Raw genomic sequence first — 26,263 nt, forward strand, 5'->3', positions numbered from 1 at the left:
GTACTTTACAAATATACAGAGGTATATTTTTTAAATGCAAGAAAATGCCAAATAAAATTTTAGTAATAAATACTTATGCCAATTTTAATTTTGGGAATTTTGATTCATTTTTAGTGATTTAAAACAGTTTTTTTTCAATTTATAGTATAAAATTCTGTTTCGATTCCCTCTTTTGAAATAATATTTTTATCGAAAAAATTACACAAAATGTATTTAGCGAAATTTCGCTATTGTTTTTGGGTAATTTATTGCTTCTTCAAAAACTGGATAATTCCTGCATTAGGGAAGTCAATTTGTACTTGATCAATGGCACCTTTGAAGTTGGTCATAAATTGAATTGGCATATTGTCGAGCATATCTTTTCCTAAAAAGTAATCATAATGAAAGTGAACTAATTCTATTGTTTGGTTATGATATTTGGCCATAAGCCCTTTATCAGATTTGTAAATTTGCAAGATTCCATAAGCTGGATGTTCATAAATTCCAGTGTAATTATCAATGTTGTGTGACATCGATGCAAACAATATTCTATTGGCATTTTGCTCTTTCATTTTCTTTTCTTCTGCAAAAACTGCGTCAGCTTTTTCCTGCTTCATACGACTATCCCAGTCTATTTCAGGAAGGTTAAAAAGCATATCTGTAAGGCTGTTTGTCACAACATTGACGAAGTAGTAATCGGCGGCACTGCTGTTGGTAGTAATAAATATGCCTATATTATTGTTGGGAAAAAGCGTCATTTGCGAACGAAACCCTTCAATCGAACCATTATGTTGGAGCCTCTGAGCTCCACGATAAACATTTTGGTTCCATCCCATTCCATAAGTCGTAAACCCTAATTCGGGATATTTGGCTTCGGTTGGATATACCACGGTTAAAGGGATATGATTTTCTTTTAGGCTTTTACTAGAAATAATCTGTTGGCTCTCATATTTGCCCTGTTGTAATTGCATCAAAAGCCAATGACTCATATCCTCGGCATTAGATTTTACAGCACCTGCTGGTCCGATGGCATCTACATTGCTTCCAAAACCAGCCTCTACTAATTGCTCTTCTTGTTTGCGATATGACTTGGCATAGTCGGTAGATTTGAATAATTCAGGGTAGGTTAATACCGTTTGATTCATTTTGAGTGGTTTGAGGAGGCGCTCTTCTACAAATTTTTCCCAAGTCATGCCACTGACTCTTTCTATCAAAACTCCCGCTACCATATACATCAAATTGTTGTATTGATACTGTTCGTAAGGCTTTTTACTAAGTGTAAGATATTTTAAACTTTTAAAAATTGCTTTTCTATCAAGCGAGCTGTACAGCCATACAAAATCATGACGAGGCAAGCCTGTTCTGTGCGAAAGCAAATCTTTTACCATAACAGTGTGCTCAGCTTCTGTATCATTTAATTCAAAGTCTGGCAAATAGTATTTGACGGGTTTGTTCCAGTCTACTTTTCCTTCATCTACCAAAATAGCCATAGCTGCTGCCGTAAAAGATTTACTACATGAGGCTATAGGAAATAGGGTTTGAGGGGTAACAGTTTGTTTGGTTGTAGTATTTTTTTGTCCTAGGCCTACAGACCATAACACCTGACCGTCTTTTACGATACTGATTGCACATCCTGGTACTTTCCATTCTGTCATCCAACCATAAATTTTTCCCTGCATATTGTGCAAGGCCAATTCGGTTTCGCTTAGCTTTGAAACTTTTTGGGCGTAGGAAACTTGCCCTATAAATGAGAGTATAATTCCAAGTACGATGGAGTAAAGAAGTTTTTTCATGCTTGATTATCAATTAATTTACTTGTAAAGAGTATATTAAATTTACGAGTCCCTCTTTAATTGGGCTAATAATTTCATATATATGTCGAATATTTGACATGATTGGTAGTAAAAAGTATCGAAATGATACTTTGACCACACAAGAAAGGTGCTATTTCTGAAAGAAATTCAATAACTTTGATTAATCGACAAAATTGTCTGTTTTAATGAAAAAATAGATGTATTCGAAGACTTTCAGGAGGGTGATTTAGGTAACATCCTAAAGTTTAGAATTTTTCAAAACGCACTTACCAATGACCAGAAGCTGCTAGGTCAAGGCAGTTCTCAAATACAAATCAAACTCAACTATTCAATTTATTAATTTGTAAAACTATGAACCGTAGAGATGCACTTCAGCATGTGGCCATCCTTTTAGGAGGTGCTATATCTGCTCCAGTGATGGCTGGTGTAATGGGCGAAAAAACCTATACAGGTGAGAGCCTTAGAGTGACTTTGGACCAAGAATCCCTGTTGGCCGAAGTAGCAGACATTATTATTCCTACAACCAATACGCCGGGAGCAAAAGCTGCAGGAGTAGAGAAATTTATCCTACGTGTAGTAAGAGATTGCTATACTAAAGAAGAGCAAAAGTCATTTTACGAAGGTTTGTCTAAACTAGATGCCGATAGTAAAACCAAATTTGGCAAAGGTTTCAGTGATTTAGATACCTCACAGAAAAACGAAATTGTGAAGCAAACCACTGTAGACAACAAGCCGTTTTTCTTGAAAATGAAAGAGTTGACTGTAACAGGATACTTTACTTCAGAAATTGGCGCTACTAAAGCTTTAGAATATCTTCCAATTCCTGGGCGCTTTGAGGGTTGTGTTCCTCTAAAACCTGGTCAAAAAGCTTGGGCTTTGTAAAAAATTACTACTCAAAATAAAATTTAAGATGTTGCTTTGAGCTTTCGGCTTTCAGCTTTGGGCATTCGGTAAAGACATTAAAAAACAATTAAATACTCTTTGCCTAGTGCCTGTTGCCTAGTGCCTAAACTCAAAACTTAAATCTAATTTTGCCCAATTACTTATCGTTTCCTATTTTAACTTAATCAGAACAATGTCTTACTTAAATATAGATGCCGTAAAAGGCAATACCTACGACGCTATTGTAGTTGGGTCGGGTATTACAGGTGGCTGGGCTGCCAAAGAACTTACCGAAAAAGGCTTGCGCGTATTGATGCTCGAAAAAGGTAAAAACCTAGAGCACGTTACGGGTTATGAAAATGCCATGAAAGACCCTTGGGAATCCAAATACAATGGTCGCCTTACGGTAGAGCAAAAGGAAACACACCCAAAGTTGATACGTGATTATCCGTACAATGAAATGACGGAGAAATACTGGTTCAACGATGCGGACTCATTATATAAAGAAGAAAAACGTTTTGACTGGTATCGCCCTAATATCGTAGGAGGTAAATCTATCATGTGGGGACGTCAATCATATCGTTTGAGTGATCTCGACTTTGAAGCAAACCTAAAAGACGGTATTGCTGTAGACTGGCCTATTCGCTACAAAGATGTAGCTCCTTGGTATTCTTATGTGGAAAAATTTGTAGGTATTTCGGGTGAAAAACTTGGATTGCCACAATTGCCAGATAGCGAGTTCTTGCCTCCAATGGATATGTATTGTGTGGAAAAGGAGGTAAGAAAGCGTATCGAAAAAAATTACCCAGGACGTGTGATGACTATCGGACGTGTTGCCAACTTATCTAAGGCCGCTCAGGCGCAGTTGGGTGTTGGTCGTACGGGTTGTCAGTATCGCAACAAATGTTCGTTGGGCTGTCCTTATGGAGCTTATTTTAGTACACAATCTTCGACCTTGCCAGCTTGTATGAAAACAGGTCGTTTGACACTTCGCCCAGATTCGATTGTAAGTGAAGTTTTGTATGACGAAAATAAAAAGAAAGCAACGGGCGTAAGAGTAATTGACTCTGTGACTATGCAAACAACCGAATACTTCGCCAAAGTTGTATTCTTGTGCGCGTCAGCTTTAGGAACTACAGCTTTGATGTTGAACTCTACGTCTAACCGTTTTCCAAATGGCTTAGGCAACGATTCAGGGGAATTAGGTCATAACTTGATGGATCACCACTTCCGTGTGGGTGCATCGGGTACATGGGAAGGCGACGAAGACACCTATTACTATGGTCGTCGTGCCAATGGTATCTATGTACCTCGTTACCGCAACATCGGTAGCGACAAGCGTGACTACTTGCGTGGCTTTGGCTATCAAGGCGGTGGCGGTCGCGGTCGTGGCGCATGGGCTAGCAATGTATCAGAATTGAGTTTTGGAGCAGATTTCAAAGAACAAGCAAGTGGTATCGGACCATGGACGATGGGCTTGAGTGGTTTTGGCGAAACACTTCCGTATCATGAAAACCGCATGTATCTTGATAAAACTACGAAAGATAAATGGGGTATTCCTGTAGTGGTATTCGATGCAGAGTTGAAAGAAAATGAGAAGAAAATGCGTATCGATATGATGAACGATGCGAAAGAAATGCTAGAAACTGCTGGGGTTAAAAATGTAAAAACGTATGATAGAGGTTCATATTTAGGTATGGCTATCCACGAAATGGGAACAGCTCGTATGGGACGTGACCCTAAAACTTCGGTAGTAAATGGCAACAACCAATTGCATGCCATCAAAAACGTATTTGTAACTGATGGTGCTTGTATGACTTCGGCGTCTTGCGTAAACCCATCGTTGACTTATATGGCTTTGACTGCTCGTGCTGCTAATTTTGCTGTAAACGAATTGAAGAAGCAAAATTTGTAGAATAAAGCATTAGATTTTGTTTTTCGTAAAATCCGTATGTTATTTATCCTAGTCCCCAATATCGTTCAAGGTATTGGGGATTTTTGTTGGGGTATTGTGAATGACTTTTTTCTCTGAACATTTGAGAAAAGATTTTTCCTAAAGACAAAATACCCCTATTTTACCTCATCATTGAGGGTAAAATGCGATATTTCCATGGCAATTCCTTGCAAAGTATTGCCGAATATTGGTTATCTTTAAACTCGCAAAAAATAAAACTTTTCAAATAAAGTTTTGTCTTTGGCGTTGAATGATAAATATAATATCTTTATTTTCTCAATAAGATACAATGAGTTTTAAAACAATATAACTCATCGGTATGTTGGAAGAACAAAAACTAATTTATAAATACTATATCAAAATCCCGATTTAAAATGAACAGAAGAGACGCACTCTCAAAAGTTGCCTTATTGATAGGAGGGACGCTTTCGGCACCAACCCTTTTGGCAATGAGCAGAGCAGGTGAAGCTAAAAACACTTCTATGGCGCTTGGGTCGTTTAGCCTCAATGATACTCAGCGTAAAATAGTAGCAGAAGTAGCCGAGCATATCATTCCAAGAACAAGCACTCCGGGTGCAAAAGATGCAGGAGTTCCAGCATTCATTGAAATGATGTTGAATGATTGTTACAAAGCACCAGAGCATAAAAGCTTCTTGGCGGGTGTATCTGATTTAGAAAAGAAAAACTTCTTAGCTCAATCAAAAGATCAACAAATTGCAACATTGAAACAGCTTGAATCAGATACCAAAGAGTTGATGAAACAATACAATGTGAAGCAAGTAAAAGTTGGTGATAACGTAGATAAGGAAACTATGGATGATGCAAGTACAGGTGTTCCTTTCTGGCGTTTAATGAAGGAGCTTACCTTGACTGGATATTATACTTCCGAGCAAGGCTTGAAAGCTTCATTTGTGTATGAGCCAATCCCGGGTAAATTTGAAAGTATCAAATTGAAGCCAGGACAAAAAGCTTTTGCTTACTAAGAACAATGCAAGATGGCATATTAGGCTTTCGGAAAGAAGTCGTAAGTATCAAAAATGGAGTAAAATCTTGTTAAATATTTACGTTTACTGCCTAAAGCATACAGCCTAATGCGGGTAAAATAGATTTCATTTTACTCACTTATTTAATTTCTTTCAATACTTATAGAAGACATACAATGAATCTTAATATAGATGCAGTTAAAAACCAAACCTTCGACGCAATTGTTGTTGGTTCTGGTATTTCGGGCGGCTGGGCTGCCAAAGAATTAACAGAAAAAGGTTTGAGAGTAGCAGTACTTGAGCGTGGTCGCGAAATCAAACATATAGAAGGTTACGAAACAGCTTTGAAAGACCCTTGGGATTTTGCTCACCGTGGTCGTCCAACAAACATGGCTGCTGAAGAGTATTGGGCTGGTATGCGTACTGGCTATACTGCCAACGAAGAGCACCGCTATTTGTTCGAAAACGATAAGCAAAACCCTTATATCGAGAAAAAAGGTGGTTTTGACTGGATTCGTGCCTATCACACTGGAGGTAAGTCTTTGTTGTGGGGACGTCAGTCTTATCGTTGGAACAAAGCTGATTTTGAAGCTAACTTAAAAGAAGGGGTAGGTATTGATTGGCCAATTCGTTATGAAGACCTTGCTCCTTGGTATACTTATGTAGAGAAATTTGCTGGTATTTCTGGTCAAGCAGAAGGTTTGGATGTATTACCAGATAGTCATTTCTTACCAGCTATGCAAATGACAGCTCCTGAGACACATTTCAAAAATGCTGTGAAAAATAAATTAGGTCGTCCTGTTACTATTGGTCGTGTAGCGCACTTGACTAAACCTGGAGCACAACATACAGCAATAGGTCGTGGTTCTTGCCAATACCGTAACAAGTGTATGCGTGGTTGCCCTTATGGTGCTTATTTTAGCTCATTATCAGCTACCTTGCCAGCCGCAGCTCGTACAAAACGCTTAGTAATGGTTCACAATGCTATTGTATCTGAAGTAATTTTTGACGATAAAACACAAAAAGCAAAAGGTGTTCGTGTAATCGACCAAAATACATTGGCTGTTACTGAATACTATGCAAAAATCATCTTCTTGAATGCTGGTGCTATTCCATCTGCTTCAATTTTGATGAACTCAAAATCAAATCGTTTCCCTAATGGTTTGGGTAATGATAGCGACCAATTAGGCCGTAACATCATGGACCACCACCTAGGAGTAGGTGCTAATGCAACAGTAGAAGGATTTAAAGATGATTATTTCTTCGGTAATCGTCCAAGTGGTTTATACATTCCACGATTCCGTAACTGGGGTAAAGACAAGCGTGATTACCTTCGTGGTTTTGGATACCAAGGTGGTGCAGGTCGTGCAGGTTGGGGTCGTGGTGTTGGTATGGATGGTTTCGGTGCTTCTTTCAAAGAAGATTTAACTCAACCAGGTACTTGGACAATTGGTTTTGGTGGTTTTGGCGAAATTCTTCCAAATGAAAACAACCGCTTTACCTTGAGTGACCAAAAAGACAAGTGGGGCTTGCCAGTACTTTCATTCGAATCTGAATTTGGACAAAACGAATTGAGAATGCGTGAAGATATGATGAACGACGCTGCTGAAATGTTGGAAGCAGCAGGATTCAAAGATATCAGTACTTACAATAGCCAATCAACTCACATCGGTTTGGGTATTCACGAAATGGGTACTGCTCGTATGGGGCGTGATCCTAAAACTTCGGTATTGAACAAACACAACCAAGTTCACGCTGTGAAAAACGTATTTGTTACAGACGGTGCTGCCATGGTTTCGGCTTCTTGCGTAAACCCATCGTTAACTTATATGGCATTGACTGCTCGTGCAGCAGATTTCGCTGTAAGTGAATTGAAAAAGAAAAACTTGTAATACCCACAAGTGTATTCATATCTTTGCAAAAACGCCTCGAAAGAGGCGTTTTTGTTTTATAGCCCCACAGTGCTAAAGCTTAAATTTGTACTTTTGCTCAAATCTTAGGGTTTCGATTCTATTTCTAAAAAATAACAATATGAGTTACATTCATCAAACTAAACCTTTTGTAGTGCCTACTACAGACGGTAAACTCATCGAAGAACATTTCGGAAGAGTTGCTACTCAACAAGAAAATATCAGTATTGCACGCATGATTGCTCCATCTGGTTGGAGTGAGCCACATCAAAATCCAGCTTTCGACGAGTGGACTTTGGTAAGTAAAGGGAAAAAACTGATTGAAGTTGATGGCGAAGTAATAGAGATTTCGGCAGGACAAAGTATCTTGATAACAAAGGGAAGTAGAGTTAGATATAGTAACCCTTTTGAGGAGGCTTGTGAATACTGGAGCGTATGTCTGCCAGCCTTTTCAATTGATACCGTAAACAGAGAAGAATAATTATTCGATTTTTGGATTTGTGATTGTCGATTTCGGAAAGGTTAGAGAATAGCCTTGTATGGAAGTTAGCAATCTATTTAATTGAGTGATTTGTGATTGAGTGGATGAGTGATTATTTTAAATGTAGATTAAAAATCACTCAACCACTAATTCACTCAATAGCTTAGATGTCGCAAATCAAGATACCTTCACGCAATGAAGCAATTTTATCGGTACGAGTTGGGATAAACTCTTGTCCAATAAAGCCTTTGTAGCCAGTATCCACGATAGCTTTCATAATAGCAGGGTAGTTCAACTCCTGAGAGTCGTTGATTTCATGACGTCCTGGCACACCTCCCGTATGATAGTGAGAGATATACTCATAATATTTTTTGATTGTTGCAATTACGTCACCTTCCATGATTTGCATGTGGTAGATGTCATACAACAATTTGAATTTTTCAGAACCAACCATTTCACAAAGTTCCACGCCCCATTCGGTATGATCACACTGATAATCTCTGTGGTTTACTTTTGAGTTCAACAATTCCATCGAAAGTGTCACATCATGTTTTTCAGCTGTTTTGATGATTCGTTGAATCACTTTTTTAGAGTTCAACAACCCCTGTGTTTCACTGATTCCATTACGATTTCCTGAAAAACATATCAAGTTTTTGATGCCTGCCTTTGCTGCTTCTGGAATTAAATAGTCGTTATAATAATTGACCAAAATGTCATGGTTTTTAGGGTCATTAAAAAAGCTTGTCAACCCAGTACCTTTTGGCCAACTTCCCCAACCCATACCTGCTGTAAGATCATATTTTTTCATGATAGACCATTCTTCAGGTCCTGTCAATTCAATCGACTTCATGCCGATTTCTTTTGCAGATTTACACAAATCCTCAAAAGGAACTGACTCATAACACCAACGGCAAGCCGAGTGATTGATACGTCCTTTGAGAGCCGAACCAATATGGTTATCGGCAGCTTCGATGCGGTTGTTGAGGGAGGATGTCAGCATGGTAGCAGTAGTCGCCGCTAGGGTTTTTTGTAATACCGAACGACGAGATATTGGGTTTTCCATAAGTACGATAATGAGAATGTTACATGGAGTAAATGCGAATATGTGGGTAATATACTCATTCCATGTTTTCCTATGAAATTTACAATATCTTTTTGATAAAATGATACCTGTTGACTACCAGTCTGGCACTAAATGATAAGCTTGGAAAGAGCGCTAGATTATCAAGCATATTTTTGCTTGACAAGAGTTTAACGATTACTCCAAAGTTTAAGAGTTGTCAAGATTTCCGCTGCTACCTGACGATTATATTCTAAAGTCAAGCTTTTGTAATTGACCAAATCGACAATGGTACCGATTAGACACAAACCGCCTGTGAAGAAGTAAAGGATACCCATACCGATTCTATCGGTCAAAAAGCGTTGAATACCAGCAAAACCGAAGAATCCCATGATGGTTGTAATGAGAATCAAGGTGGTATCACGGCGTTTGTTTTGGTACATTGCCAAAAACTGTTGCTGTTGTGGTTCGTCCAAATCTTTGATTAAACTTTGGATAAAAATGGCTTCCTCAGGTTCTAAGTTGGCCATCATAATTGCGAAGTTGGGATTCATTTTCTTAAAAGTTTAGATGGATAAAAGTCTTCTGTTTTGTTTGAGCAAACGTTTGAGCAAAATACGTTTTTCCCCAGTTCAAAAATGCGTTTTAAAATGATTACCAAAGCAAAGATTCCTAATGGATGGCTTTGCCAAGAAAGTTGCCATTCTCCTCTCAACAAATAAGAAATAGAATGACCTAATCCGCAACCTGGACAGTGTTCAAAACCTACTAAAGCTAAAGGACAAACAGTGAAGTGGGTATCTTCGGGATGGGAAAAAGCCAGCCATAAAAGTCCACTCACCCAGATAATTAGCTCTATTGGTATATTGCGTTTGTTCATGGATTAAAGTTGTGTTTTTCTTTTTAATCCACGCACATTTTCTACACCAGACACACGAAATCAGGGTAAATGGATGTTTTTAAGGATGACCAAAAATTAGTTAATAATTCTGAAAGTAGGATAGGCTAATTGCGCTTGATGTTTTTGGACAATGGATAAAATCTGATAATTGATTTCTTCTTTTACTTCATTCAACACAACAATACTATTGGTAGCGACATGGTAAGAAACTAAGATATCAAGAGAGTTATCGCCAATAGTATCAAATCGAGTTTTGCCAGGGTCGGTATGATATATTTTCTCATGTGATTCTACCAATGCCTGAATATCGTTGATAATTGCCTTGATGGCATCGGCAGGGGTATCTAGGCGCAAGCGTAATATATAGCGAGCACGACGGTAGTTTCTTTGACTTAGATTCTCTAATGCTTGTGCGGTAATCAGGCGATTAGGTACTGTAACCAAGCTACCATCGCCTGTACGGATACGAGTACTTCTGAATCCAATTTTTTCGACATCTCCTGTAACTTTATCTAATAGAATTGTATCACCTACTAAAAAAGGTAAATCTAGAAAAATAGTAAAAGAAGCAAATAAATTCTCCAATGTTTCACGAGCAGCCAAAGCTATTGCCAAACCCCCAATCCCCAAACCCGTAATAAGTGCTATTACGTCGATTTTGAAGACGATTCCTAACATTGAAAAAAACGTCATTAAGACCAATGCAACAATTACTAAGTCTTTGGTAAATGGCACAAACTGGTCATCAAGTTTACTTTCTGTGAGTGCTGCTTTTTCTTGAAAAACAATTGCCAGAAATTTTGTGATACGAATCAGTATCCACGAAAAGGACATGATTAGCATAATTTGGAAGGTTTTCCAGATAACCATTAAAATACCAAAATGCTCTACTGGCGTCAGATGCCAAGCTTTCGGTACTTTGATATGGTACGAAGCAAGCCAAATAGCCGTGAGAATAACAAATACTTCTAAGGGTTTACGAAGCAATTCGATACAGGTATAGATAGGAACCTTATCATGACGAAGCACGCGATAAAGAACTTTACTTAATACAATGGAGAAATATCTTTTTATCAATACTCCGAATACACAAATACCTGTAAACCAAAGTAGGTCTATGATCGTGTTTTCGAGTATAGATTGAGATAAAAAATTCATAGATAGTTTGTTTTGATAAAGATGTTTTTGATCGCTTAGCGAGAATAGGCTCTTGATGGCTTTTTCTCAACTTCGGAGGCAAATATAAAGACCAACCAATATTCTTGTTTTAAGATTCTTGAAAATATTAGTTATGAAATAAATCATTAACCCAAATGCCTTTGATTGGACACAAAGCAATCAGAATGCTGATCTTGACCTTGTGGCTATTTATCAAAACCCTACCTTTGTCTTATTTTAGTAAATAAATCTCATGAATTTAGCGATAGACTTAGGCAATACTTTTGCCAAAACGGGAGTATTTGTCGATGGGAAACTTCAAGACCTACGAAAAGGATTGGATTATCCTACATTGTTGGAGTACATCGACAGCATCAAACCAAAGCATATTGTCGTCTCTACAGTCAGTTATTCAGAAGAACAACTCAAAGCTGATTTGGGAAAGTATGATCCAGACTTGATTTTGTTACAGCCCAATACTTTAGTGCCATTGGTCAAGTTGTATGATACTCCCCACACGTTAGGGGCCGATCGGGTAGCTGCTGCTGTTGGTGCTACAGTATTGTTTCCACAACAAAATTGTGTTGTGATAGATTTGGGAACGTGTAATACTTATGATTTGGTGGATGCCGAAGCTAATTTTCATGGTGGCATTATTTCCCCTGGAATGAAGATGAGATTTAAAGCAATGCACACTTTTACCCAAAGATTGCCGTTAATAGAACCCGAGGGATATCCAGATTTGATTGGTAAAAGCACAGCCAAAGCTATGCAAAGTGGTGTAATCAATGGACTTCTGGCAGAAATAAATGGTTTTATAGAACAATACGAAACACTTTTAACAAAAATTAACGTCATTTTATGCGGGGGAGACGCTACATTTTTTGCAAACCGCATAAAATCACCGAACTTTGTAGAACCAGCTTTAGTGTTGATTGGTCTTAACAGAATATTAGAACATAATGTCGAAATTAAAAACGCTAGCTCACCAGACAAGCTTACACAATCGTAAAGGCCTGCCTGTAACGGCTAAATTAAAAATTGTATCTCTATTGGTACTGGGGCTAGTACTCCACTCTCAGTGGTCTAGTGCTCAGCAATCCAACTCTCCTTATTCTTATTTGGGTATTGGCGAGGCTGTTACAGAAGCCGGTTCTGTAAACTATATGATGGGTGGACTTGGCGTTGCCAATGCCTCTGGTTTATATATCAATAATTTAAACCCTGCCTTGTTGGCTCGCAACCGTTACACGCTTTTCGAAATGGGCGTTAACACGGAGGTAAAAGGTTTACAAAACAACTCGAAACGCTCTAATACTACTCGTGGTACTATTGGTCCTATCTCTTTGGCATTGCCTGTGAGCTCTCGCTGGACAATGTTGTTGGGTTTGCGCCCGTCTACCAATGTGGATTATTCTACGTTTTCAGTAAATAAACTTGATCTTTTGGGCAAAGACAGTACAACAATCGCTTACAACGGTAGTGGTGGTTTGAACAAAGCTGTTTGGTCAAATGGTGTTAGACTTAACAAGAATGTGTATGTAGGTCTTGAAACAAGCTATACTTTTGGGGTAATCAACAATGATATTACAACTCAAAACTATAGTGATGGTCAAAATTATCAAATCAAATTGGCTGACCGTACCAACTATTCTGGTTTACTTTTCAAATTGGGTGGTGCTTGGCGTCCAAAAATTAGCAAAGAGTATTTCTTGAATATTGCAGCTACTGCTGATTTTTCTCAAACACTCAAAGCTAAGTCGCTTCGTCAGTTCCGTACATTGGATGCTTCAGGTATTACCGCAATTAATGCCGATACATTGACACAATCTACAGGTCATATCACCTTGCCATCAACTTATCGTTTTGGTATCAGTTTAGAAAAACCTGGTCAGTTGAGCGTCTCTCTCGACTACTCAATGACTAAGTGGACGGCTTTCAGAAATGTTGATGGTAATTCAGAAAAATTAGTAGATGCCTCAACTATCGCATTTGGAGCAGAATACATTCCTGATTTTGAAGCAATCTCTGGATATTTCAACCACGTAGTCTATCGCGTAGGTGCTAGTTATACACAATCTCCTTACACTGTAACAGGAACAGCAGGAGCTAAAGACTATAATTTCTCAGTTGGAGCTTCTTTCCCAATGCGTACAATTTCATACCTAAACGTGGCTTTTGTACATGGTAAAAGGGGAACATTGGCAACCAATGGTATTGAGGAAGTTTATTCAAAAATTGTAGTTGGATTCTCATTAGGTGACTTCTCTTGGTTCCGTAAACCAAAAATCGACTAATCTTATTAAGTGAGATAGTTTTCTAGGAGTTCAGAAAATTGTCGAAATACTAATTGCGATTTTGGTATGAAAACAGACAAATATATAGCGGTAATAAGTGTTATTTTATGCTGGACATTGACGCTGATAAGTTGTAAAAAAGAGGAGAAAATTGTTCAAAAGGGGATTTACAATGGACCACTGTCGGAGCTGCATGGCATCAATATGGCATATACCGATTCGGCAAGAATTATGGTAAGAATGTCGACTGAGACACAACTCACACTCCAAAATGATGACAAGGTTTATCCCAAAGAGGTAAGAATTTTCTTTTTTGATAAATTGGGAAATAATACCACAACGCTCCGAGGCGATTCGGCAAGATTTATTCGTTCGAAAAACCTCTATCATATTATGGGGCGAGTGTTGGTTAATAACCAAATCAAAAATGAGACCTTACAAACCGATGAAATGTTTTGGAGTCCTGATACCAAGAAAGTTTACACAGATAAACCTGTTGATATCAAAACCCCAGAGCAAGTATTACACGGCGTAGGAATGGATTCTAATCAAGATTTTACAGATTATACGCTTCGTCGAGTAACGGGCGTCCTGAGCGTGAAAAACTTGCCCCAATAACTAAAAAAGGTCAACCCTCATGTGGGTTGACCTTTTTTGTTTATTAGAGTTTTTCTACTTCAATTCCGCAATAATATCGCTTACTTTTTGGTCGTAGGTTTTGTCTAAAAACTCATTGTTATACCAATATTCGAGCTTTTCTACAATTTGAGGAAGATAGATAAATGATTTATTTTTGACATTCTCTTGTAAAATCTTTTCTGCTTTGTTGTTATCTCCAATCAATCGAGCAATAATTACCTCATTGGCTCTATTGAAGTGCTCATAAAGGCATATCTTCCATTGGCTGTATCCTTGTTCTGACATCTTCTCTCTGATAGGTTCATATAAAGACTCTTTGTCTTTCAAGACACTTTCATCTACTTTGTCGATTGCTGGGTTAACAAATGAATGTCCAAACTCATGCACACAAATATCTCTTAACGAGGTAGGATTGCCATACCCTAATTGTAGGTTTGATACTTGGTTTACTTCTTTCGGCTTGTTGAAAGAGGCAAAAATATTACCAATAGTATTGGCATTGCCTGCTGCAAAACCTTGTCCAAAAGGAATCGTAAGGCTAGGGTATAGTCGATAGTTTTGTACATTCTTGCTGTAAAGATGCTCCATCTCAACAATGAAACTTTCTTTTGGAATATTTTGCTCCACTTCCTGAATCATTTTTTGGTAATATGGACTATATCTTTTCAGAAAGTCTTGAAAATTAATTTCAAGGGCAAATGCATTAAATGCATTGACTAGCTTTTCCGCTTCTGCTTTTGATGAATAATGGCTTAAAAAGGGATTGTCTTCGCTCACTGTTGCATTGGGAAAATTGTCCAGCTGCAATAAGAAATTAGAGTTATGAAGATAAAAGTCTTTATCAAAGAAAGTTTTGATAGTTGCTAAGTTTTTTGAGGCTAAAAAGGGTTTAAACTCGTTACCAATCTTGGTAGTAATAGCATACAAATCTTTGATTTTTACTTTCTCCCCATGCATCTCAAATGTTTGATCGTCGGGAATATCATTAAAATCGCTTAGGTTTAAAAGGGTGTAGCATAAACCTAACAGCTCAATATTTTGATGATAGTTTACTTGTATCTTCTTTTCGGTTAATGTAGGATATGATAAGGCAAAGGAACCATGGGCTTTCTCTCCCGAAATTTTTAATACTTGAGATTGCGACAAATTAATTTTCTGATGATTGACTTTATTGGCTGTTGACAGGGTCGTATTTTTTAATGAAAGTAAAACCTTCCCTTGCGACGTACTTACCGTTGAGCTTAGATATACAAGTGCGTTGGCTTGTTTAGGGAATTTGAGTTTTTCTGTACCTGTAAATTCATCAAAACTAGCTTTAAGAAAGTTGTCGCTAGGATGATCGCTTTTCCAGTTTTTTGTTACTGAGCATGAACTAACAATGATTGAAGTAAGAATCAATAAGGATAATTTTTTAGTCATTTGAGAGAGATGTTTTGGGCGTAATACAATTTTTAATTTGCGATAATACCTGAGTTTTGGGTAAAAGGTATGATTTATTTGATAGAAGTAGACAGAAGTTGTTGAATGGAAAATTACATGGTTGAAAGAAAAAATAAAAACCTCGAAAGTTTCAACTTATGAACTTTCGAGGTTTTTATTTTTTCTGAGCTACTATTTTTCGCAGGTATCCAAGATTTTTTTGACAGCCTTGACATCGGTGATTGTCTTTTCGCCACCCCACTCGTTATAAATGTAGGTGGTGATTTCGGCTACGTCTATTCCTTGTAACTGTTTGTTGGCGGGCATAGGTTGATGATACGTTTTGCCATTTACAACAATAGTATCGTTCAAGCCATTGCGGATACCACAAATAATACGATTTTTATTTTTTTTCAAGAAATCCGAACCATTTATCGGAGGATATAGTCCTGCTAATCCTTTTCCATCTATTTGATGACAGTTTTCGCAATGTGTTTTGTACAAAGCCTGTCCGTCGATATAATATTGTTTGAGCTTGAGTTCTTCTTGGCTCTGGCAAGCCATCATTAAAGAAGTGACAAATAAGCCGAATAAAAATTTTTTCATAAGAATATACCTCTATTAATAAGCTTTAGGCAATATGCTGTAAGCATTAGGCAAGCATAACTTTTAGCTTACGGCATATTGCTTAATGCCTATTGCGGGGAAAATTGGTTTCATTTTGCCCATTAACTTATTTCAAAACTATTTTTGTGGATATTGTTCAGCTAAAAGCACTTCGATATCCTTTATTAAATTATCAACTTTTTCGGGAACAGTCCCATCGTAAATCCCTCGGATATGGCGGTCTTTGTCTACCAAAATGAAGGCTCCACTATGAACAATGCCTCCAGGTTGGGTAGGGTCGTCGGTAGCGGTAACCATATAGCTTTTTTGACCAAGCTCATAGATTTTCATTTTGTCGCCTGTTACCATTTGCCATTTTTTAGAATCAAGCCCCAAATTTTGACCAAACTCCTTCAAGACACTTGGCGTATCGTGACGAGGGTCGATGGTATGTGATAAAATCATGAAATGTGGATTGTCTTTGTATTTTTCAAAAACTCTCAACATTTGTGTTTTCATTTTTGGGCAAATCGTAGGACAAGTAGTAAAGAAAAAGTCGGCTACATAGATTTTGCCTTCAACATCTTTCTGGGTAAAAACCACAGAATCTTGATTGATAAAACTAAAATCAGGAATAGTATGATAAACCGAATCGGTGATACTTTTACCGTTTTCTACTCTGGTTTCTACACTTTTTTGACCAAGATAGGGGAGTTTTTTTGAGCCATCAGAGCATGACCAAGCCAATAATGCTATGCCTACCATTAAAGCTTTGTGTGTTAATGAAGATAGTTGCATTATTTACTTAAAAATTGTTTGGCGTTGCTAATACTTGTATTGGTAATATCTTTTACTTCATTGATTCTTTTCTTCTCGTTTTCGAGATATTTCATCACCTCTTCGTTGCCTTTACCTTTCACTGATTCTGGGTTATATTCGGCCATCCAGTTAGACATTTTGATATCTGCCGAATCAAGCTGAATAAACAAATCACGTGCTTTTGCTGAGTCTTTCGAAACTTTAGCTACACTATCGAGCTGGCTTTTGAGAGTCATGATTTCATCCATTTTGGGCATTACTTCATCATGCACTGCAATCACTTCATCGATGAGTTTTTTTTGTTGATCTTCTTGTTGCGCTTTCTGACAAGAACTTGCTCCAAGCAGGAACAACACAGGAATAATAATCTTTTTCATAAGCATTTAAAATATATCGTTCTGTGAACTAGCAAAGGGTGTTTGGTGATTAGATAGAATCAAACAACAAAAAAAGGTGATGTTTGCTCCTTATAAAATGACGATGGTCAGTTATTGTTCTTGAAGGTGTTTTTCAAGAATTTCACGGGCATTGTCTAAAATAGCCACAGAAGGGTTTTGTCCACCAATCATTTGAGCTATTTCCATGATACGTTCGTCTTTAGATAACTCTTTAATTCTAGAAACGGTTCTTTCAGATGAGTGGTCTTTGTATACAAAATAATGAACTGACCCTTGAGCCGCAATCTGGTGTAAGTGCGTAATGGCAATAATTTGATGACTCTTGCTCATTTCACGCATCATATTTCCTACTTTGATAGATACTTCACCCGAAATACCTGTATCTATTTCATCGAAAACAATGGTTGGTAAAGCGCGTTTGTTGGCCAAAATATATTTGATTGCCAGCATCAAACGACTAAATTCACCTCCCGATGCCACATTTTTGAGCGGTTGTGGCTTGATGCCTTTATTAGCGGAGAATAACAGGTTTACCACGTTGATTCCCGTAGGAGATGGCTTGATAAATTCATTTTCAACTTTCAGGGCTGCGTTTGGCATGCCTAAGTCTATCAGAAGACTTGTAATCTGCGCTTCAATCGTACTCAAGACATTCAGTCGAGACTTTGAAAGGGCTTCGGCACTTTTTTGTAAGGCTTTTTCTGCCTTTTCAACTTTGGCTTTTGCCTCGGCTAGATTTTCATCAAGATTCAAAACTCTTCCTACCTTTACCTCTAAATCTGATTGAATTTTTAATAAGTCGAAATCCTTTTTAACCTGATGTTTTTGTAGAAGATGATAAATAGTATCTACCCTTACTTGAAGTGCTTCTATTTTTTCATTATCTATTTCTACTTGTTCCGATTCACCTTCTATCTCGTTAGAAATATCTTTGATTTCAATCAAACAAGAATTGAGTCTTTCACGCAATTGTTTGAAATGCTCTCCGTATTGACTAATAGCGTTGAGGTTGGCTAAAGTGGTTCCAAACAAAGAAATAATAGACTGCTCAGAGCCACTCAGGATCTCGGCAGATTGCTGAAGTTTGGACTTGACATCTTCAGCATTTTCGAGCTTATTGAGTTCTGCTTCGAGCCCCTCCAACTCGTTTCCTTTTAGTTTTGCTTTTTGAAGTTCATCTAGCAAAAAGGAATTATAGTCAAATTCTTTTTTACTGTTTTTAGCGTCGATAACTAATTCATCATAAGCTTTGTAAGCTTTTTGGTAGTTGCTAAAATCAAGTTTGTATTTTTCGAGAAGCGTATCATTTTGGGCAAAAGTATCAACGATTTGGAGTTGATATTCGGTAGCACCCAACAATAAATTGTCGTGCTGAGAATGCACATCCATCAATTGAGAAGCAATACGACGGAGTGTTTCAAGATTTACGGGAGTATCATTGATAAAAGCACGTGTTTTTCCCTGTGGGGAAATTTCTCGGCGAATAATACAATGGTCTTCGTAATCGAGTTCTTCTTCCTCAAAAAGGCTTTTGATGATAAAACCAGAAAGATTAAACTCTCCTTCAATCACACATTTATCTTCTGGATTGTAGAGGGTTTTAGTGTCGGCACGATTCCCTAACAACAAGCCAATAGCTCCCAACATAATAGACTTACCCGCACCTGTCTCACCCGTGATGATGTTTAAAGCGGGATTTGGAGTTAACTCCAGGCGCTCAATCAGCGCATAGTTTTTTATCTTTAAATGAGTAAGCATCGTATTATGAAGAATCCAGAAAGGTAAAGTTACCTGTCCAAAGATGATGTATCTTGATTAAGTTTTATAGATTTGCTCAAAACCCTAAGCAAATCACCAAGCTCTTGGCTAATAACCGTAAGCTACGACGACATTTTTACAAAAATACAATCTATAATATTATCAATCGGTAAATTTAATCTTCAAATTTTGCGCTACGTTTCTGTGTTTGTGCCAAGAATGCCTCCTGCAAGTCGTTGGACAATAGCATTGCTGCGTTCCAAGTAGCCATATATTCAAGACTATCTTTGGTCGAATGCTCCAGACTGTAGTTCAAAATATGTTTCGTGCCTCTAATAGCTATCGGCGATTTGGAGGCAATTTGAGTGGCAATTTCCCATACATATTGCTCAAGTTCAGCTCTCGTCTCGAATGCTTTATTGACAAGTCCGATCTGTTGAGCTTCGGTGCCCGAAACTGCCCTACCAGTAAAGGCGAGTTCTCGAGCAATACTTGGGTTGATGAGTTTGGGTAAACGTTGTAAAGTTCCAAGATCAGCTACCATCCCCATATCTATTTCTTTGATGGTAAAATATGCATCATTGGTACAGTAGCGTATATCTGCCGCACAAATTAGGTCTACACCCGCGCCTATACACCCTCCATGAATAGCCATAAGGACGGGTTTTGTACAATTTTCTATGGCATTGATAGGTGATTGTAAATCAATTATTTGCTTTCTAAGTCTTTCTCTTTTTTTCCCTTCGCAAGATAGGGTATTTTGGGTAACTGACATCAATAGTGATAAATCAATTCCTGCACAAAAATGTTTACTATCTCCTCCAGAAATAATCACCACTCGTATGGTATCATCGTCATTAATTTGCTCAAAAATTAACTGTAACTCTTCCCACGACTTGGCGTCTAGCGCATTTGCTTTATGAGGTCTATTGATAATGATTTGAGCAATATGGTTTTGGATGCTGAACAGAAGTGTTTCCATGTTAAAAATAGTTTAGCCTATTATTGAAAGATTAAGATAAGAATTCTTTTGTTACAGAATAAATCTATAAAAAATTAGCAGAATTTAATTAATTATTAAAGCCTTGTATGTCAAATTGTTGTAATATTGCCCCCGAATAAAAATGAGCTAAATAATAATTACTTTTTGCTCTTTGGCATTCACCTTTTACCTTTACGAAACTTTTCTTAATAATAGGAATTTTCAATAACAGATAACGACACGAAAAAATGAGTGTACTTGTTAACAAAAACTCTAGAATAATTGTACAAGGCTTTACGGGCTCGGAAGGTACTTTCCATGCTCAGCAGATGATAGAATACGGCTCGAACGTCGTAGGTGGTGTTACTCCAGGAAAAGGTGGTACTACTCACCTTGACCGTCCGGTTTTCAATACTGTATTGGAGGCTGTTCAACAAGTAGGTGCTGACACTTCGATTATTTTTGTACCGCCTGCATTTGCTGCAGATGCTATCATGGAATCAGCTGACGCAGGTATCAAAGTGATTATTTGTATCACTGAAGGTATTCCTACTAAGGACATGATCTACGCTAAAGAATACATCAAAGGCAAAGAAACTCGTTTGATTGGCCCTAACTGTCCAGGCGTAATGACTGCTGGAGAATGTAAAGTAGGTATCATGCCTGCATTTATCTTCTCTAAAGGTAAAATTGGTATCGTTTCAAAATCAGGTACTTTAACTTACGAAGCAGTAGATCAATTAACAAAGGCTGGCTTAGGTCAGACTACAGCTATCGGTATTGGTGGTGACCCAATCATTGGTACTACTACTAAAGAAGCTGTTGAGTTGTTGATGAATGACCCTGAAACTGAAGGTATCGTAATGATCGGTGAAATCGGTGGAGGAATGGAAGCTGAAGCTGCTCGTTGGATCAAAGAAACTGGTAACAAAAAGCCAGTTGTTGGTTTCATCGCAGGTCAAACTGCTCCAAAAGGTCGTCGTATGGGTCATGCTGGTGCTATCATCGGTGGTGCTGACGATACTGCTGCAGCTAAAATGGCTATCATGGAAGAGTGTGGTATCCATGTTGTTCATTCACCTGCTGACATTGGTGAAACAATGTTGAAAGCGCTAGGTTTGAAATAATTGTGAGTCGGCAGTTGGCTTTTGCTGATAGCTAATGTAATTTTGCAAAAAATATTACACGGTATTGCAACAAGTCAACGCTTCATATTATCAAAATACGGCAAAACCTGACAAATCAATATTTGTCAGGTTTTTGTGCTTCATGCCGTTGCAAGCATTCTTCATCGGAATGTTCTTACTTACTTCTGTTTCGTCTTCGTTGGCTGGGAATGTAGGCCCAAACAAGGCCTATTATTTGGTATATGATTACCACGATGATTGGCAGGTATTTGACGAACAGTACAAAGCCTATGTTCCGTACATTCGTAACGAACATAAAGATTATAACTCTTTCAGCTTATTTTTTGATTCGGAAAACTACCGAGGCTACAAGCTGCTATATTTTTCGAGCAAAGAAAACTATCTTTTTATCAACGCTTCGTTGCAACGTAAGCTTCCTGTTGACCAATGGGTAGTTATGGATGTTGATAGTTTGAAGGAAAAATATGGTAAAACCAAAGTGTTCTTGACTTTTTACGGCAACAATACGAGCGTTGAAGCCATCTCTGTATTAGTTGGGAATAAGGTCTCGAAGGTTGAGAAAAGCATTCAAATCTCAGATTCACTCCTGACTGTTATTCCAAGAGAATTGACTCCTTTTCAGGATTATTTGATACTGAGTATTTTGTTTTTGGCGATATGCTATGCCTTTTTGTATAATATTCAGCCAAAGGCATTTGACCGATATTTCAGTATTAAGGATTTACTCACAATTAATCTTCGAGAAGATTCTCTAGTGATCAATAAGCCTTTCGATTTAGCTAATTTATTATTTGTGCTCAATCTAAGTTTCACACTTTCGTTTATCATCATGTTGGTGCAAAATGAAGAAACTGATTTGTTTTCTGTCAGTACAATTTTGATGGAAAGTGAAAGTTTGATGGGCTTTTTTATCAATTTTCTAGAATTGGGAATTGTTGTGTTTTTTATTTTGATTGGAAAATACATCGCATTGGCTATTTTGACGAACCTTTACAGACTAGAAAACATTACCAATATTCACTTTTTTAAGGTAATTCAGGCTTCAAGTATATTTTTCTTATTGTTGGCAATAGGCTTAAGTTTTTGCTCGGTATCTTATCCTGATGTACTTCGAAATGCTCAAGAAATCCTGTTTGTACCTATTTCATTCTTCTTTATCGTAAGATTAATATTGATTTACTTTACGATAAATAAGCTGACACCGTTAAAAAATCTGTATTTATTTTCGTATCTTTGCATCGTTGAATTAATCCCCTTGATAGTAGGGATACGATTTGCCATATAAAAGGCCTCAACATTTATCACCACATTAAAGTTTAACTGCATTGAGCATGAGCGAAACAACAGTAAACGCACATCAAGACAGATTAACCAAAGTATCCAGCATTTTAGTGTCACAAGCACGGCCAACTGATGAAAAGTCACCTTATTTTGAGTTGGCAAAAAGATACAATATTAAGGTAGATTTTCGTCCATTTATTGAGATACAAGGCGTTTCATTCAAAGATTTCCGTAAGCAAAAAATCAACATTCTAGACCATACGGCCATTATTTTTACAAGCCGTAATGCTGTGGATCATTTTTTCCGTATCTGTAAAGAAGCACGTATTGAGGTACCAGCAGATATGAAATATTTCTGCATTACCGAACAAACTGCTATTTACCTTCAGAAATATATTGTTATTCGTAAGCGTAAGATTTTCTCTGGGCAAAAGACTGCGGCAGATTTGTTAGAATTGATTAAAAAGCACAAAAGTGAAAAGTTCTTATTCCCTTGCTCAGACAAGCGTCGTAACGACATTCCTGAGTTTATGGGTACTAACGATTTGCATTTGACTGAAGCCGTGATGTACGAAACCGTTTCAGCAGACTTGTCTGATTTGGAAGATGTATATTATGATATTTTAGCGTTCTTTAGTCCATCAGGAATAAAGTCTTTGTTTGATAATTTTCCAGATTTTCAGCAAAATAAAACTCGTATCGCAGCATTTGGTCCTACAACAGCAAAAGCTGTTACAGATGCTGGATTGTTTTTGGATATTCAAGCTCCACTTCCAAACGCTCCGTCTATGTCGGGTGCATTGGAATTATACATTAAAAAAGTAAACGGATTGTAAGAAAGTTTACTATCAAACTAAAGAGGTCAGATTTGCAAGCCAAGTCTGACCTCTTTTTGTTTTACCTACAACAAAAGCGTTAGTTCGACCGTTTATATCACGTGATTATATGTAGTTAAAATTTTCTTAAAAAATCTGAAACGATTTTTACAATAATCCTGTCTCTGAAAAGAGAAATTGTAGTGAATATTTGGAAATTGTTATTAGTTTTGGGAAAGCAGAAGTTTTGGGTATTCTGAACTATTGCAAAAAAGCTATAAGAACGATTGCCTCTTAATCATTTGAGTACATTGATGTACGAGCATACCTAGTTCAAGAACATTATGCAAAAACAACTATTATTCATTTTATTAGCCTTTGGATTGATTGGGATTTTTCCTGCACGCGCACAGCAGGATGCTCAATTGAGTCAATATATGTTCAACCCTTTATATGTCAACCCAGCGGCAGCAGGGCTTGATGGGGCACTGAAGTTTCAGCTACACTACCGTAATCAATGGACAGGTTATCAAACTTCCTTAGATGGCTCTGGCTCTTTGGGAACGCAAATCTTTAATGTGTCCATGCCCCTCAATGGTCTTCGAAGTGGGGTTGGCCTATCCTTTGTCAATGACAAAACTCCTTCAGGTGCGGGATACCAAGATTTAAAGCTTGCATATTCATTTCAATTAAAACTTTCTGACGCTAGTTTATTATCTTTAGGGGCAAGTGGAGGTTTTCATATCAAAAATTATGATAATAGTTTTCGCCCGCGTGATGAGAACGACCCAATTCTGGACGGTTTGACTGGAAGAGTGAGTCAAAGTAAACCTGATTTTAGTGTAGGTGCAATTTTTAAGAGTAGCAACTTTCAAATAGGTGCTAGTTTTAATCATGTCAATCAGCCTGAATATAATTTTGGAATAGCAAGTTTGTCAAATAAGGCGGTTCAAACGGTTAATATTCATGGTAATATTAATTATTATTTGAGTGATGATTTGGAAATAGTCCCAACAGCATTATTCAAGACAGACTTTAAATCACAGGTATTGGAGGGAGGAGCAGTGTTAAACTACCAAGAAAAATACTGGTTTGGCGGCTCATACAGATTAAATGATGCTGGCATTATTATTGCTGGAATTTCTTTGTTACAAAATAACGCATTACGAATCGGTTATTCGTTAGATTTGACCTCAACGCGAGGAGCATCCGCCAAAGCCCCAACCTCGCATGAAATATTGCTCAGTTATTCGCTACCGGCTCCTAAACTTTTAGCAGGAAAAAAAGCGCCTGTTAGGACTCCAAGATTTAGAAAATAAGGTTCGGTTTCTCCTAAATTAGCGGAGAAGCCTAAAAAAGCACTGTTTCTAATCAGATGCTTGTGAATCAAATCGATATTGTATTAGAGTACTAGGTAAAAAATTATTAACTTTGCTTATCTTGGATAGCATACTAAATTATTTTTTTGCTCGTTTTAAGAAAAATTAACAAAGATAATTTTGCCTTCTAAGTAATTTCTGCCATCCACATATTTCAGGCAAGAAACTTTTTCTAGTGTACCATTAGTAATAAAATCAATATCACTTACAATTTTGAGAATTATTTACCCGTTTCAAAGCAGGTATCAATCGCAAAAGTAAAATCAATATGAATTACAGTGTAATTTTCAGGAAAACTCTATTATTAATCCTACTAGCTGTTCCTGTACTATTGTTGGATAGTTGTAGTTCTTCATCTGGTAAAAAAGGTGGAAAAACTTCAAGTAGCAAAAGCAAAAGTGGGAAAGGTAGAGAAGTTGCCTCGAAAGGAAAAGGAGGTAAGAAGGGACGTAACAGCAAAAAAGACGACATTGGTATGGTCAATGGTGAAGTTGCAGCTACTGCTCGTAAAGGGTGGAAGCAAACTACTCCACTTGGAATGGTATTAATTCCATCTGGCTCTTACATGATGGGTCAGGCTGATGAAGATATCGTTTCATCATCTGTAAACTTCAACAAACGAGTATCTGTTGCTCAGTTTTTCTTGGATGATACAGAAATCAGTAATAACGAGTATCGTCAATTTACAACAGCTATGTTGACAGACTCTATTTCTGTATTGGGCGAAGAGAAAATTATGTCAGAATATTATCCTGATACAACTGTATGGAGTAAAGACTTTTCTTACCACAATGGTGACCCTATGACAGAATATTACTTTTCAAGTCCAGCGTTTGACCTTTACCCTGTAGTAGGTGTGAGCTGGAGAGCGGCGAAGTATTTCTGCGAATGGCGTACAAAAGCATTAAATGACTATCGTACGGCTGAGGGAATGTATATTTCTCCTCGTTACAGACTTCCTTCTGAAGCGGAGTGGGAATGGGCAGCTCGCGGTGGAAAAGCTTCTGCGAAATATCCTTGGGGTAACCCTTATGTAGCCAATGGAAAAGGTTGTTTATTGGCCAACTTCAAACCACACAGAGGTAATTACGATTCGGATGGATATGCTTATACTGCTCCAGTAAATGCTTATAATCCAAATGATTATGGTTTATATAATATGGCAGGTAACGTAGCGGAATGGTGTATTGATGCTTATTCTGATAATGCTGTAGCTATTACTTGGGATTTGAACACCTTGAACGACGATAAAGATGAGCCACGTAAAGTAATTAGAGGTGGTTCTTGGAAAGACGTTGCCTACTATCTTGAAACAGGTACTCGTTCTTATGAATATGAAGACAAAAAACGTTCTTACATAGGCTTCCGTTGTGCTATGACGCACTTAGGTCGTTCGTCAGGAAAAGAATTTAGATAGAATATTTTCAAAAGGTAATCAGTTGTTTGGGCAAAATGTGCATCAGCAACTGATTACCTTTTACTTTGAAATAAAGAATAGAGTAATCTTGAAGAAAAACTACTTTAGAATCATTTTTAGATTTAAGTAATACGGAAAAGACTTAGGACTTTTTCAATTTTAAAAACAAAACTCGAAACTGTA

24 protein-coding genes are annotated in these 26,263 nt (G+C 37.5%); 13 read left to right on the forward strand and 11 right to left on the reverse strand.

Annotated features, from left to right (window positions below):
• Positions 1–245 precede the first annotated feature (245 nt).
• The gene (locus tag QM524_RS22910) at positions 246–1,772 is read right to left on the reverse strand and encodes a serine hydrolase (protein ID WP_283346398.1); all 1,527 of its coding nucleotides are present in this window, start codon (positions 1,770–1,772) and stop codon (positions 246–248) included.
• Positions 1,773–2,144: 372 nt separating this feature from the next.
• Here QM524_RS22910 and QM524_RS22915 point away from each other — a divergent pair, with 372 nt between their 5' ends.
• From QM524_RS22915 to QM524_RS22935, 5 genes are all read left to right on the forward strand, one after another.
• Positions 2,145–2,675, forward strand: a complete 531-nt coding sequence (locus QM524_RS22915) for a gluconate 2-dehydrogenase subunit 3 family protein (protein WP_283346399.1) — start codon at positions 2,145–2,147, stop codon at positions 2,673–2,675.
• A 193-nt stretch (positions 2,676–2,868) separates the two neighbouring features.
• The gene (locus tag QM524_RS22920; protein WP_283346400.1) at positions 2,869–4,590 is read left to right on the forward strand and encodes a GMC oxidoreductase; all 1,722 of its coding nucleotides are present in this window, start codon (positions 2,869–2,871) and stop codon (positions 4,588–4,590) included.
• Positions 4,591–5,003: 413 nt separating this feature from the next.
• On the forward strand, positions 5,004–5,612 hold the full coding sequence (locus tag QM524_RS22925; RefSeq protein WP_283346401.1) for a gluconate 2-dehydrogenase subunit 3 family protein: 609 nt from the start codon (positions 5,004–5,006) through the stop codon (positions 5,610–5,612).
• Positions 5,613–5,788: 176 nt separating this feature from the next.
• Positions 5,789–7,504 carry a GMC oxidoreductase gene (locus tag QM524_RS22930; RefSeq protein WP_283346402.1) on the forward strand — a complete coding sequence of 572 codons (1,716 nt, stop codon included), beginning with the start codon at positions 5,789–5,791 and terminating at the stop codon, positions 7,502–7,504.
• A 139-nt stretch (positions 7,505–7,643) separates the two neighbouring features.
• Entirely contained in the window at positions 7,644–8,003 is a 360-nt protein-coding gene (locus QM524_RS22935) for a cupin domain-containing protein (RefSeq protein ID WP_095161271.1), read from the forward strand.
• A 163-nt stretch (positions 8,004–8,166) separates the two neighbouring features.
• Here the strand turns inward: QM524_RS22935 and QM524_RS22940 are convergent, their stop codons facing one another.
• The 4 genes from QM524_RS22940 to QM524_RS22955 form a co-directional block, all read right to left on the reverse strand.
• On the reverse strand, positions 8,167–9,066 hold the full coding sequence (locus tag QM524_RS22940; RefSeq protein ID WP_095161272.1) for a hydroxypyruvate isomerase family protein: 900 nt from the start codon (positions 9,064–9,066) through the stop codon (positions 8,167–8,169).
• A gap of 188 nt (positions 9,067–9,254) precedes the next feature.
• Positions 9,255–9,617, reverse strand: a complete 363-nt coding sequence (locus QM524_RS22945; RefSeq protein ID WP_283346403.1) for a TM2 domain-containing protein — start codon at positions 9,615–9,617, stop codon at positions 9,255–9,257.
• Entirely contained in the window at positions 9,614–9,943 is a 330-nt protein-coding gene (locus QM524_RS22950; protein WP_283346404.1) for a DUF2752 domain-containing protein, read from the reverse strand. The genes QM524_RS22945 and QM524_RS22950 overlap by 4 nt, the downstream gene beginning before the upstream one ends.
• 96 nt (positions 9,944–10,039) lie before the next feature.
• Positions 10,040–11,122, reverse strand: a complete 1,083-nt coding sequence (locus QM524_RS22955) for a mechanosensitive ion channel family protein (RefSeq protein WP_283346405.1) — start codon at positions 11,120–11,122, stop codon at positions 10,040–10,042.
• A 253-nt stretch (positions 11,123–11,375) separates the two neighbouring features.
• Between QM524_RS22955 and QM524_RS22960 the strand changes: the two genes are divergently transcribed.
• From QM524_RS22960 to lptC, 3 genes are all read left to right on the forward strand, one after another.
• Positions 11,376–12,134, forward strand: a complete 759-nt coding sequence (locus QM524_RS22960; protein ID WP_283346406.1) for a type III pantothenate kinase — start codon at positions 11,376–11,378, stop codon at positions 12,132–12,134.
• Entirely contained in the window at positions 12,085–13,419 is a 1,335-nt protein-coding gene (locus tag QM524_RS22965; RefSeq protein ID WP_095161277.1) for a hypothetical protein, read from the forward strand. The genes QM524_RS22960 and QM524_RS22965 overlap by 50 nt, the downstream gene beginning before the upstream one ends.
• A gap of 66 nt (positions 13,420–13,485) precedes the next feature.
• Positions 13,486–14,037, forward strand: coding sequence for an LPS export ABC transporter periplasmic protein LptC (gene lptC / locus QM524_RS22970; RefSeq protein ID WP_095161278.1), 552 nt, complete (start codon positions 13,486–13,488; stop codon positions 14,035–14,037).
• 54 nt (positions 14,038–14,091) lie between these two features.
• On the opposite strand, the gene QM524_RS22975 is transcribed toward lptC, so the two are convergent.
• From QM524_RS22975 to QM524_RS23000, 6 genes are all read right to left on the reverse strand, one after another.
• Complete coding sequence (locus QM524_RS22975; RefSeq protein ID WP_283346407.1) at positions 14,092–15,477, reverse strand: DUF4932 domain-containing protein; 1,386 nt, start codon at positions 15,475–15,477, stop codon at positions 14,092–14,094.
• A gap of 192 nt (positions 15,478–15,669) precedes the next feature.
• A complete protein-coding gene (locus tag QM524_RS22980) occupies positions 15,670–16,083 on the reverse strand; it encodes a c-type cytochrome (protein WP_166577344.1) in 414 nt (137 codons plus the stop codon).
• Positions 16,084–16,221: 138 nt separating this feature from the next.
• On the reverse strand, positions 16,222–16,881 hold the full coding sequence (locus QM524_RS22985) for an SCO family protein (RefSeq protein ID WP_283346408.1): 660 nt from the start codon (positions 16,879–16,881) through the stop codon (positions 16,222–16,224).
• On the reverse strand, positions 16,881–17,279 hold the full coding sequence (locus QM524_RS22990) for a viral A-type inclusion protein (RefSeq protein ID WP_283346409.1): 399 nt from the start codon (positions 17,277–17,279) through the stop codon (positions 16,881–16,883). Before QM524_RS22990 ends, QM524_RS22985 begins: the two co-directional genes overlap by 1 nt.
• Positions 17,280–17,390: 111 nt before the next feature.
• Entirely contained in the window at positions 17,391–19,058 is a 1,668-nt protein-coding gene (gene recN / locus QM524_RS22995) for a DNA repair protein RecN (RefSeq protein ID WP_283346410.1), read from the reverse strand.
• 175 nt (positions 19,059–19,233) lie between these two features.
• On the reverse strand, positions 19,234–20,040 hold the full coding sequence (locus tag QM524_RS23000) for a crotonase/enoyl-CoA hydratase family protein (protein ID WP_283346411.1): 807 nt from the start codon (positions 20,038–20,040) through the stop codon (positions 19,234–19,236).
• Between the two features lie 248 nt (positions 20,041–20,288).
• Between QM524_RS23000 and sucD the strand changes: the two genes are divergently transcribed.
• The 5 genes from sucD to porK all read left to right on the forward strand — a co-directional run bounded on the left by sucD (position 20,289) and on the right by porK (position 26,080).
• Positions 20,289–21,167: a succinate--CoA ligase subunit alpha gene (sucD, locus tag QM524_RS23005; protein ID WP_095161283.1), complete on the forward strand. Its 879-nt coding sequence runs from the start codon at positions 20,289–20,291 to the stop codon at positions 21,165–21,167.
• Positions 21,168–21,336: 169 nt separating this feature from the next.
• Positions 21,337–22,473 (forward strand): DUF4271 domain-containing protein, encoded by a 1,137-nt coding sequence (locus QM524_RS23010; protein WP_283346412.1) that lies wholly within the window; start codon positions 21,337–21,339, stop codon positions 22,471–22,473.
• 46 nt (positions 22,474–22,519) lie between these two features.
• Positions 22,520–23,305, forward strand: coding sequence for a uroporphyrinogen-III synthase (locus QM524_RS23015; RefSeq protein WP_095161285.1), 786 nt, complete (start codon positions 22,520–22,522; stop codon positions 23,303–23,305).
• A 323-nt stretch (positions 23,306–23,628) separates the two neighbouring features.
• Positions 23,629–24,603 carry a PorP/SprF family type IX secretion system membrane protein gene (locus tag QM524_RS23020; RefSeq protein WP_095161286.1) on the forward strand — a complete coding sequence of 325 codons (975 nt, stop codon included), beginning with the start codon at positions 23,629–23,631 and terminating at the stop codon, positions 24,601–24,603.
• 328 nt (positions 24,604–24,931) lie between these two features.
• A complete protein-coding gene (gene porK / locus QM524_RS23025; RefSeq protein ID WP_095161287.1) occupies positions 24,932–26,080 on the forward strand; it encodes a T9SS ring complex lipoprotein PorK/GldK in 1,149 nt (382 codons plus the stop codon).
• Positions 26,081–26,263: the final 183 nt, after the last annotated feature.

Origin of the sequence: Flectobacillus roseus (assembly GCF_030056595.1) — a bacterium.
GTDB classification, from domain to species: Bacteria; Bacteroidota; Bacteroidia; order Cytophagales; family Spirosomataceae; genus Flectobacillus; species Flectobacillus roseus.